This window comes from Rickettsia australis str. Phillips (assembly GCF_000273745.1).
Taxonomy (GTDB): domain Bacteria; phylum Pseudomonadota; class Alphaproteobacteria; order Rickettsiales; family Rickettsiaceae; genus Rickettsia; species Rickettsia australis.
The window spans coordinates 70093-81386 of the sequence record NZ_AKVZ01000020.1 but is presented as its reverse complement, the minus strand read 5'-3'; the positions used below and the strand labels follow the sequence as shown (position 1 = coordinate 81386).

Sequence of the window (11294 nt, the reverse complement as noted above, 5' to 3'; positions counted from 1 at the left end):
ACAAGAATCATGAGCTTACGGGATGGATTAAAGAAAATGAGTAAATCTGATATATCTGATTTCGCTCGTATTAATTTGAAAGATGATAATGACCTTATTCATCAAAAAATAAAAAAAGCCAAAACTGATCATTTAAGCTTTGTTAGCTATGATAAAGAAACAAGACCGGAAATTAGTAATTTATTAGATATTTATAGAAGTTTATCCGAAGAAAGTTTAGAAAAAATAATCAATAATTATCAGAACCAAGGTTTTACAAAATTTAAAGAAGATTTAGCAGAAATTATTATTACAAATCTACAACCGATACGTGATAAATATTTAGAATTAATGAATGATAAAGAATATTTATTAAAAATACTACGCAGTGGAGCAGAAAAAGCAAGAATTAGAGCTTCTGAAACGGTTAACGAAGTGAAAGAACAATTTGGATTTGTGATTTAAATTTATATATTTCAAGATTTCCCTTGAAATATATAAGATTATTTGGTATGAATCTTCTTGGATAGGTGGCCGAGCGGTTTAAGGCACTAGTCTTGAAAACTGGCGTACGGGCAACCGTACCGTGGGTTCAAATCCCACCCTATCCGCCAGCTCAGTTTATGAGATTATACTCTGATATGTCTTTGTAATGTTTTAGTATACTTATCTAATAACACTCTAATTACTTTTTGATAAGAAACATGACTACGAGCGGCCTCTGATTTAAAAAATTCTATACTCTCTTTACTTATATTTCAACAAAATCTTATAATTTGCAGCAAAAAATAGCCAAAATTAAATCTTTTGAGAGATATCCACAAAACCTAAGGCAACATAAGGAATTTACATGAAAGAGGAAGGAATAAAAGATAATTATTCATTCGTAAAAAATTATAGATTAAATAAATTAAAACAAGATAGTGTTTGTAAACTTAATTGGCTTTTTCTTCCCGGCGGTCCTGGTATGTGAGCTAATTACTTGATTTTGTATCAAGATTAGACTTACAAGGTTCATTATTTATAGGGTATTTTTCTGGGGATGGCAATAATCGTAATACTGAAGAAATAAATTATGAAGATTGGAAAGAGTGCTTAATAGAGGTAGTAAATAGATTAGCACCTTGTATACTCGTTTTACCCATTCCTTTAGTGGTATGTTTTCGTTAACTATAGATAATTTAGAAAATATATTAACCGGTTTAGTTATAATGAGTAGCACTCCGAATAATCATTAAAGACATTTTTTTATGCAAACATTCCATATATATTTTGTGAACATGAAATCCCAGTTGGAAAGCAATTATTAGAACTTTGTTCATATAATATAAAAACAAGAATATGGGCTAGTCAAAATTTTTATAACTCTTATAAATATAGCTGGATACCCAATAAATTACCGACATTAATTATTGGAAGCCACGATGATAAGTCGCTTCCTATCAAACTATTTTCAGAAAATACAAAATGGTCTCGTTCTAACATAAAAATAATCGAGCTATATGATACAGGACACTTTCCTTGGTTGAGTTGTTTTGATCGAATTAATGAAGAATTGTCAGGACTAGCAAAGATATAAATGAATTATGATTACATAAGTATTGGTTAAAAATCCTTAAGTATATTCCATAAATATCCGATATTTAAGGAATATACTCCTGAAATATCTATTTTTTCAGTTGATTCAACATCATTTTAGCGGCTTTGATGCCGCCTTCTTTTGAGGTTTTTATATTGGTAATTTCAGTGTGGAAGGTTATTTTACTGCAATCGAGGTTACCAAGCATAAAATCGGTTTGTATATTATCCGCATCTAGATATTGTGAGTAAGCACCAATCGGTGTACGGCAATTAGCGTCTAGATATTCTAAAAACGCTCTTTCGGGTTTTATTAGTTCACAGGTAGGAAGATGATTAATTTGGTTGCATATCTCAAGCATAGAATTATCATTTTGTCGTATCTCAACTGCAATGACTCCCTGCCCTACACACGGCAACATCTGCGAATATTCTATCAAATGACAATATTCCGGATTAAACGCTCCCAGCCTTTTCAGACCCGCATATGCTAAAATTGTTGCATCAACTTCGCCGGTCATTAGCTTTTTTATTCTTGAATTAACATTCCCTCTAAAAATTGTTACCTTTAAATCTGGTCTTATTTTTTGGATAAATGCTTTTCTTCGCACTGCCGAGCTGCCTATTACTGAATGTTGCTGCAGTTCTTCTATGGATTTATAATTTAAACATACAAAAACATCTCTGGGGTCTTCACGCTCTAAAACAGCGGCAATTACTAGCTCTTCAGGTATTCTACCCGGTACGTCTTTCAAAGAATGAACAGCTAAGTCAATTTTTTTATCAAGCAAGGCTTGCTCTATTTCCTTTAAAAATAAAGCTTTACCTCCTATATCGTATAATGGTTTCTTTTGGATTAAATCACCGCTAGTAATAATGGGTACTATTGCACAATTAATATCAGGAAAAAATTGTTTGATTTGCTGAATAACTAAATTAGTTTGTATTAAAGCAAGTGGACTGTTTCTTGTACCTATTCTGATAGAATTTATCATTTGTTTTTTACTATTTCAAAAGGGCTAGTAAAACTTAAAATATTACTGTTTATAATTACTTCATGATTCATAATAACCGGATGATTTACCTCTCCATGTCCTATGCCGTCAGCTTTATAAGCTTCTATATGCGGAATATGATTTAAACAAAAACTTTTTATAGCTTGTTCTACAAACTCATCCCCTTTAGTAAAATTACCGAAAATTATTGCCTCTATATCGTCAAATATACCGGCATTTTTTAATTGAACTAGATTACGATGCACGGCATAGGCTTGTTCATTAACGTCTTCAAGCAGTAATATATTACCATTTTTTAGGTCAATAGAAGTTCCTATTAACTTGCTAAAAACCGTTAAATTGCCGCCTGTTATTGTACCTGTTATATTTTCCTCAGTAATTTTATTTATAGATATAAGTTGTATTTCACTCTTTTTCCCTTCAAGAATATCTATTATAGGCATAATAGCCTGATTAGTAGGCGGTAGTAACGAGGTTAATACTGAACTGTGAATAGTTGGGATATTATAATGGTTATTTAGTAATAAATGCAAAACGGTAGTATCACTATAGCCTATCAGGATTTTATCACCTTTTTGAGTTATATTAAAACAATCTTCTACAAATTCACTGCATCCATATCCACCCTGAAAAGCCCAAATTATTTTAACCTGCTTATTTTCCATAGCTTCTTTGAACATTCTCAGTCTTTCCTCTTTAGGAGAAGCGAAAAAAGGTAATTCATCACCTGAAAAAATCTTATCATCTACTAAAGTTTTAAAACCATGTAAAGCTAGCATTTTAATAGCTTCCTTTAATTTATCTTGTTCATCCGGACAGCTTGATGCTGGTGCTATAATTGATATCAAATCTTGTTGTTTGTTAAAAATAATTTTTTTCATAGATAAGGATGTTAATATTATACTCTTGTCCTCTTATGTCATTCCCGCCTGTGCGGGAATGACATAGCAACCATGCCATTAAGATTATGATGGTTATACGAAGGTAAATTTCAAAAAGAGCAAGGAGTCTGCGAGGTGAGGAGCTGATCTTATACTTAATACATGAGTACCGCAGAACTTGCTAGACGCAATTTTTGAAATTTACCGAGTATAAGGCATCGTGAAAATAAACTGAGTCTTGCCCTGTTTATCATTTTCTGCCCAAATTTTTCCGGCGTGCAGTTCTATTACTTTCTTACAGAGAGCAAGCCCTACTCCTCTACCTCCTGCCGGTGTACGTGTTTTAGAGCTTACGACAAATACGCCGAATATACTCTGCAATTCCTCTTTCAGTACTCCTATTCCATCGTCTTTTATACTGAATACAATACTGTCTTTCTGCTTTTGTAAATCAATTTTTATCATTCCCTCACTACAATAGCTGAGAGCATTAATTATTAAATTATCGAATGTGTGTTTAATATAATGAGGATCACAGTTAAATATTATATTCTCTTCAATATCAGATACAAAATTTAAGGTTTTGCCGTTTAGATATAATTGCTTACATATTTTAATCCTGTCATGTAGCAATTCACTTAAGTTGATATCTTTTTTATTTAATTCATAATTAAGACTGGATAATTTTGAAAAATCTAGAATATTATTTATCAAGCTATTTAATCTAATAGAGCTTTTAGCTATAATCTCTACGGCACCACGACGCTGATCTTCATTAAATTTATCATAATTAGCCCATAAGGTTTCACCAAGGCTAATAATACCGGTTAGCGGCGTGTTGATTTCATGGTTTATATTACGTAAGAACTCATGTTTTAAATCAAGTAACTTCTCTAATTCCTGCTCTCTATAATTAACTCTATTACCTAAATGAGTATTTTTTAGGTTAACTAATCTTTCTTGCTCCTGCCTTGGTTTTAAGAATACTATTAAAAGGCTACTAAATAAGGTTAGGAAATATACTACTTTGAATTGAAAATTATCTATGCTAATTAATAACTTCTCATCCATAAAATATTTATAAAACTCTATACTTGCAAACACTCCTGTAACGGTCATAAGTAAAGTAGCTTGCCACCTGAATATCGTTGCAATTATAAGTAAGTTAATTATCGAACACATTAATTGCAACTGATCAAAACTATTTGATATAACAAGTAAACTACTGAAAAATATTAATATAACGAAAGTAGCAACAAACCAAAATAAAGATATAATATAATGTGTTTTAAATTTTAAAGACCATAAAGGATAAGTGATTAATATTGCAGCAGTGATAAGGGTGGTATGGTAAATAATATTATATATCTCCAAATAGGTCATTATTTTACTACCTGATGTGGTATATAAAGATGAGAACATCGATATTAAAATAAATATACCGACATAACTATAAGTAATTTCTTGATTTGGTAGGGTACTTTCCCAATATTTAAAGATGTTAAAATTCTTAAGATCACGAAATAAAGTCAAAAATTTTCTTTTTCTCTCTTGCCTGATTATTTTAACGGCTAACGGCTCTTTTAAAGAATTAAACCCTCCTGGTTGCTTTAAAATATAATGGCTTCCAAGGAAAAAGAGTAAATTTACAATAGTTGCGGGTAGTATCGGATAAATACCTAGAACTGCTCTTAAAGCAAATATTTGCCACAATATAATAGTTAATATTGCAGCAATCATACCGATAAAAAAACTTTTGGCACTTGATTTAAAACCGTATATTAACAAAATTAACGGCAAAGTGATTAGCGGCAAATAGATACTAGTTAACAATAGAAATAGATTTATTAAATCTTTCGTATAGAGTGATATAATAAAACCTATTAATCCTATAGTAATTGCGGTTATATAATTATAATTTAATGAAGCTTTTTTAATGATGTCATTAGTAAAAGTTACCGCTGCAACGTTAATATAAGAGTTAGTACTTGAGATTATCATTGCCATAATAACACCGACAATTAACCCATTAAATCCTATATAACTTTTAATAATCTGTAAAAACAATGCATTAGTGTTAACACTTGGATCTTGAGATAGTAATAATATTACAATCCAAATAAATAAGGCGGATAAACAAAGACAAATAATTGACGAAATAAAAAAAGTTTTTGATATTTGCTTTGTGTCTTTTGCCATCAATATTCTTTGAAAAATTGAAGGACCAAGCGACGGAATCGCAAAATATATAAAAATATTTAAAGAAATCCAAAATTTAGGACTAGTATAGTGAAACAATCCTTGTAAATCAGTTAGACGGGTCTGTACGTTTGGGTCTATAACTATATGCGGATTGCTAAAAACATTCCATACGATAATTCCTGTGACCGGAATAATTGCACTATAGGTAAAAAACTGTACGGCTTCGGTAAAAGTAACCGATTTTACACCGCCAAAAGCAGAATAGCTTATTATTACGGTGGCGATACATAAATCTATGTAAAAATTTGAAATATTAAAGCATAGCTGTAATATTAAACTTGCTACGTGGAATTGCATGGCAATCCTACCTATAGACATTAATATACTAACTATCGACGTAAGAATACGAACTTTGTTACCGTAAGCCTCCCCTATTATTTCCGCTGCTGATAAGCGACCCAAAAAATTCTCAAAACGAGGAGCTATAAAGTAACTAATTAATAACCAACTAACGACGCTACCGAATATACTAGGTAATAAGTAAAATAACCCGTCCGTATGTATTCTTGAATTATCAATTAAAAAAGTACTAGTACCGATCCAAGTAGCAATAAGAGTTGCGACTATTGTACCTATAGAAAAATTCCTTTTTCCTACCGCATATTCACGAATATTTTTTATATTTTTGATGTTTAGAATTCCCACTAGCAAATTAATCGCTAAAAAGCTAGTAAAAATGAGGAGATCTATATTTGGCATAGAGTTACGCTATAGGGATTTTCTATGCAAATAATAATAAAGATAAAAAAAGAAACAAACAATATTTTTGTGGAGTGAAAAAAGTATGTCATTCTTAACTAAATGCACATGAGCGTGATAAGACTCTATGTCATTCCCGTGTGGATACCAAAAAATAATAAAAAACCCCGTCATTGCGAGGGGCCATAGGGGATGCGGCAATCCAGAATTCTGACTTACAGAATTTTTTACTGGATTGCTTCGTCAATTGCTATGCAATTTCCTCGCAATGATGGGGTGGTATCCACGCAACAACGCCTTCCCGCTTACGCGGAAATAATATCCTGAACGTTCATACAACACAAGGTTAAGTTAGCTATGATACCCTGCTTTACTGCATCAATCTTTTGATAATTTAATCGTACAAATTAAGATTAGCAACACCTAGACTATTCACCATTTCTTTTTCATATTGCTGCAACGAAATGAAACATGAAGCAAAGTCCATTATTTGAGTTATATAAACATCTGTAGGGATCTCTTTAGCATTTAAAGATTCTTGAGCAATTTTATTAGCAATAGCTATTTTTGTATCCTTAAGATTATCATTAAATAAAGGCGGCTTATGTTCCAACAATTTCTTAAAGAAAGGTAATATTAGTTTTTTACTATTTACCTTACTATTATTACTTACTAAATTTACTAGTATCTTCTCATTTTTTTCTTTTTTACAGGGATTTAAGTAAGGTTTTAGAATTCCATCCTTTAAAATATCAAGTCTATAATTAGCTATACACTCTAATACACTGCGCTGTGCTGTGTCATTCCAGTCTTTTACGTAAAAATCAAGCTCTTTATTTTGATCATAATTTTGTAAAAGAGATGTTAAATTAGTATTTCTAAGCTCTAATAACCAATGTAGAAATGAAGAAACATAAGTTGTTGAAGAAGTTAAATCTTTGTATAATAATTCTTCAATGTTTATTTTATCTTGAGATTTAAATATACTATCAACTATCTCATAACCTTTTTCTATATAATTTCTTAGTAGTAGAAATATCTACTTTATTATTTTTAGATTACTAATTAAATAACCTATTTTTGTTATCGCATTGTTTGTAAACTCTGTGAATATTTCTAAAGATCAATTACTAGCATTTTCCGTAATACTTTTTAGATACTCTAAATATTCATTATTTTGTAAAATAATATTATATGTATTTAAGTTATTAATTTGTATGCCTAAAGGCATTAAAACTTTAGCTAGTTCTTTTTTCTGTTCTACATTTAAATGCTCAACTTCCATTGTGACATCAAAAACATTACGTGAAAGTTTTTTTCATATTCTATAAGGGTGTTTATTTAATAAACCGTAAAGTTCTTCGGTAGCTCTGTTCCAAGCAAGCCAACGAGCTGTAGTATTACCATTATTGTCTCTTCCATCCCAAATAGTACTACTATAATTTTCCATTTTATTATATGCAGTTTTAATACAATTTTTAATAAAATTACCATATCTTTTATCTGCTGCTGATTATTAGACGTTAAAGTGAGTACAGAATTCATAAATCATAAAGCTTCTAAAGCATTAACATTTATTGCTGCATAAGGAGATATGGTACCTTCAGGTTTTTTAGCTGGAAAATTATATTGCCTCACTCATTTACATTAGTTGATGCTAATACCCCAACAGCCTCAGTAAATTTAAATTCTTGTATAAGTTGAGAAGGATTTGACATCATAGCTCCAAAAATTTTTTTATAAAAAAGTATTAATATAAAATAAACTACAAAATTATATGGTCTAGAAATTATTAAAAGCTTAACTATTATCTAATACCAAGGAGCGAGAGATAAGTTTATTTTAATCCCTTTAACAGTAATATCAGCGTCTTTACAAGCAAGGTATTTTTCTTCTCTGATTAGGACGATTGCTTTATTACGGTAACTTGAGCATATTACACCGATTTTATCTTTATCTGCGAGTATTTCTTCATCTTTAACTAATGAGGATAAATCTTCATCTGCTGTAATTTTATATATCTTTCTTCTTATAACACCTTGATATTTAGCTCTTGAAATAACTTCCTGCCCGACATAACAGCCTTTGTCAAAACTAATTGCATTTAACTCCTCAGCACCGTACATATTTGGAATAGATTTATCTGTGCTTAAATCTTCCACACCGTCTATTATCGCGAAATTATATTTATCTTCTAGATATAAGGAGGCTGGATTCTCGTCTTCGTGGGAATGACATGGGGGGTAGGGTGTTGCATGGATCGATTCCATCTCTGTCACCCTGTGGCTTCTCCACGGGGTCCAGTCTTTTTTAATTGTTTTCTGGATACCGTAGTCAAACCACGGTATGGTACCGCACTTATTTATAGAACGAAAACCAAGCATAGAATATCTCGGATCACGAGACGTAACTAGTGTGTCTATATCTAATTTTTGAAGTGAGTAGATAACTTTATATTCGTCACTACAATCTATTATTTGTATTTTAGAGCGCAATTTATAGAAGTTTAAATGCTCTATCAAAGCAGCTTTATTACTTTTATCAATATCAAGGTAAATTTCCTCAAGGTTGCGAGCATACACGAAAAAATCAAATAAATATCTTCCTTGATTAGTAAGTAAATATGTATAGCAATACTGATTTTTCTTAATATCGTTAGTAACAAGATTTTGTAGGAACTTTACAGAATTTAAACCTATTATTTTGATAATCTCTCTATTACTTAATATTTCATACATAATTATAATATTATTGACTTTATAGGTGCCTAACTATTATACTCTAAATTTATATAAATTAAACTTAATAATCATGAGATGTTCATCTTACTGTACTGCTTCCGAATATAAGATGAGTGATCTAGTTACTAATTTAAAAAAGATTGGTCTTGAACCTCAACATTTTGATGATGTTTTATATATTCGGAAAGAGATAAATAAAGATTCTGATTTTATAGAGATATTTTTCTTTCCGTTTGGCTGTGTAACTATTTGGGGCGGTGATGAAATTCAAGAAAAAATAGTTTTAAGCGATACTGATTTAGTAACAGTAAATAAGCTTAAAGAGCCGGTATCTGATTATATTTATTTTGAATATAATACGGAAGTCAAGAAAACATTTATTGATGAAGAAAAAAATAAAATAATCTTAGCAGATAAATCAGTTTTTGTTAAACTTTCTATTTCCCATGCTCTTGCACAATCGGTTAAACTTAGTGTTCTTGAGCAGTCTGTTAGTAACTTGATTGTTCAGACAACTCCTATACAACAGGAACTGGCTAGGACCGGTAGCGTGTCGCTGTCTAAAAAGGAGATATTACAGCAAATAGGTATATTATTTAACGAGCGTTATTCTATTAGCTTGCATAGCGATATATTTGATACTCCTGAATTCTTTTGGCGTCGTCCGAGCTACGAGCCTCTATATCTGATGACAGCAGAGTTTCAAGACATAGAAATACGGCAAAATATAATGAATCACCGGCTTAATATGATTCACGAGCTTTTGGACATTCTTTCAAATGACCTTAATTATAAACATTCTACCAAACTTGAGTGGATTATTATTATTTTAATCGGTCTTGAAGTTGTCCTGTCGTTGTCTCATACTAATCTTTTCTTAAAAATTATCGGAGCTTTATAAAATACCTTCTATGCAAATTATTGATAGTCAAAAAACATTAGAAGAATTTTGTAACAGGTTAGTAAATAAGACATGCTTAAGTATAGATACGGAATTTGAGCGTCGCTATACCTATTATGCTCAGCTTAGTATAATTCAAGTTAAAGCAGAAGAATATTGCGGAATAATTGATGCATTAAGCAATTTAGATCTGAATATTTTTAATAAGTTACTTGCAGATAATAATATTACTAAAATATTTCATGCTCCTCGGGAAGATTTAGAGATTTTCTATAATTTATTTAAAATACTACCTTCTAATGTTTTTGATATACAAATTGCAGCAAATATTTGCGGATTCGGTAAACAGCTAAGCTATGATGACCTTTGCTATAAGCTAATCGGTATTACTATTGATAAAACCCACCAAAAATCTAACTGGCTAAAACGCCCTATCACTAGTGATATGTTAAATTATGCAATGTTAGACGTGGAGTATTTGTATAAGATATATCAAGAGCTAAATAATATAATTATTAGAAATAATTTAACTAATAAATACCAAACTACTATTAGTTCTTTATTAGACGTTAGAAATTATAAGGTTGAGCCGAAAGATGCGTGGAAAAAAATAAAATATAGAAGTGATGATGAAAGTTTTAACCGTAAAATTCAAGCACTTGCAGCTTATCGTGAAGAGAATGTACAAACTATAAATATTCCTCGTAAGCATTTTATTTTAGATGAAGATATAATAAAGCTTAGTAAATACCCGCCATTGAATCACAAGGATTTTAAAAATCTAAATTTAAAAAGTAAATATTTACACAAACAAAAATATAAAGATGAAATAATAAGTTTGTGTAATAACTTATAAGAAAAAAGCTATAAATCAAATAATTTGTAGCCTATATATGAATACAAAAAAGTTAGCCAACTAATGTAACTTGTACTCAATATCTTGTACTATTTTGACATATTCACTGTATACCTAATCAGGCAAGTTACTATAAATGCCTGATCGATGATAAGTATCCCTACTCCTATCAATGCTAATTGAAAGCAAATGTCTCCAGTCTGAGTATCACCGGATACTTGTCCTGTTTTTAGCCAAGCTCCAAATGCTTGTGCAAAAAAAGCAAAAAGTACACTGAGCAATATGACAATTTTTTTATTATATCAACTATTTTACCCTAAGTTGATTTTTGTAATAATAATATACAAATATAATATTTTATACAATTAAAAAAATTAAGGT

At 30.5% G+C, this 11294-nt stretch carries 11 protein-coding genes, 1 tRNA gene and 1 pseudogene; 5 read left to right on the top strand and 8 right to left on the bottom strand.

What is annotated here, in order from left to right:
• The 3 genes from A452_RS0103530 to A452_RS12535 form a co-directional block, all read left to right on the top strand.
• On the top strand, positions 1-444 hold a 444-nt coding region (locus A452_RS0103530), incomplete at its 5' end, for a hypothetical protein (protein WP_025999563.1).
• A gap of 59 nt (positions 445-503) precedes the next feature.
• Positions 504-593, top strand: a tRNA-Ser gene (locus A452_RS0103525).
• Between the two features lie 236 nt (positions 594-829).
• Positions 830-952 (top strand): hypothetical protein, encoded by a 123-nt coding sequence (locus tag A452_RS12535; protein WP_014412667.1) that lies wholly within the window; start codon positions 830-832, stop codon positions 950-952.
• Positions 953-1646: 694 nt separating this feature from the next.
• Here A452_RS12535 and hemC read toward each other — a convergent pair.
• The 7 genes from hemC to ygfZ form a co-directional block, all read right to left on the bottom strand.
• Positions 1647-2552 (bottom strand): hydroxymethylbilane synthase, encoded by a 906-nt coding sequence (gene hemC, locus A452_RS0103515; RefSeq protein WP_014412668.1) that lies wholly within the window; start codon positions 2550-2552, stop codon positions 1647-1649.
• The gene (locus A452_RS0103510; RefSeq protein WP_014412669.1) at positions 2549-3454 is read right to left on the bottom strand and encodes an LD-carboxypeptidase; all 906 of its coding nucleotides are present in this window, start codon (positions 3452-3454) and stop codon (positions 2549-2551) included. The genes hemC and A452_RS0103510 overlap by 4 nt, the downstream gene beginning before the upstream one ends.
• Before the next feature lie 201 nt (positions 3455-3655).
• Complete coding sequence (locus tag A452_RS0103505; RefSeq protein ID WP_014412670.1) at positions 3656-6415, bottom strand: sodium:solute symporter family transporter; 2760 nt, start codon at positions 6413-6415, stop codon at positions 3656-3658.
• Between the two features lie 394 nt (positions 6416-6809).
• Positions 6810-7028: a hypothetical protein gene (locus A452_RS0103500; protein ID WP_017208550.1), complete on the bottom strand. Its 219-nt coding sequence runs from the start codon at positions 7026-7028 to the stop codon at positions 6810-6812.
• A gap of 510 nt (positions 7029-7538) precedes the next feature.
• Positions 7539-7700 carry a hypothetical protein gene (locus A452_RS10805; protein WP_017208549.1) on the bottom strand — a complete coding sequence of 54 codons (162 nt, stop codon included), beginning with the start codon at positions 7698-7700 and terminating at the stop codon, positions 7539-7541.
• A gap of 33 nt (positions 7701-7733) precedes the next feature.
• Positions 7734-7865 carry a hypothetical protein gene (locus A452_RS12530; protein ID WP_269208701.1) on the bottom strand — a complete coding sequence of 44 codons (132 nt, stop codon included), beginning with the start codon at positions 7863-7865 and terminating at the stop codon, positions 7734-7736.
• A 361-nt stretch (positions 7866-8226) separates the two neighbouring features.
• Positions 8227-9153: a CAF17-like 4Fe-4S cluster assembly/insertion protein YgfZ gene (gene ygfZ / locus A452_RS0103475; RefSeq protein ID WP_014412673.1), complete on the bottom strand. Its 927-nt coding sequence runs from the start codon at positions 9151-9153 to the stop codon at positions 8227-8229.
• Between the two features lie 112 nt (positions 9154-9265).
• On the opposite strand from ygfZ, the gene A452_RS0103470 reads away from it, so the two are divergent.
• Both A452_RS0103470 and A452_RS0103465 read left to right on the top strand, forming a co-directional pair.
• Entirely contained in the window at positions 9266-10057 is a 792-nt protein-coding gene (locus A452_RS0103470) for an RMD1 family protein (protein WP_014412674.1), read from the top strand.
• Between the two features lie 10 nt (positions 10058-10067).
• Positions 10068-10913 carry a ribonuclease D gene (locus A452_RS0103465; protein ID WP_014412675.1) on the top strand — a complete coding sequence of 282 codons (846 nt, stop codon included), beginning with the start codon at positions 10068-10070 and terminating at the stop codon, positions 10911-10913.
• Positions 10914-10965: 52 nt separating this feature from the next.
• Here A452_RS0103465 and A452_RS12800 read toward each other — a convergent pair.
• A pseudogene (locus A452_RS12800) lies at positions 10966-11194 on the bottom strand (hypothetical protein).
• Positions 11195-11294 lie beyond the last annotated feature (100 nt).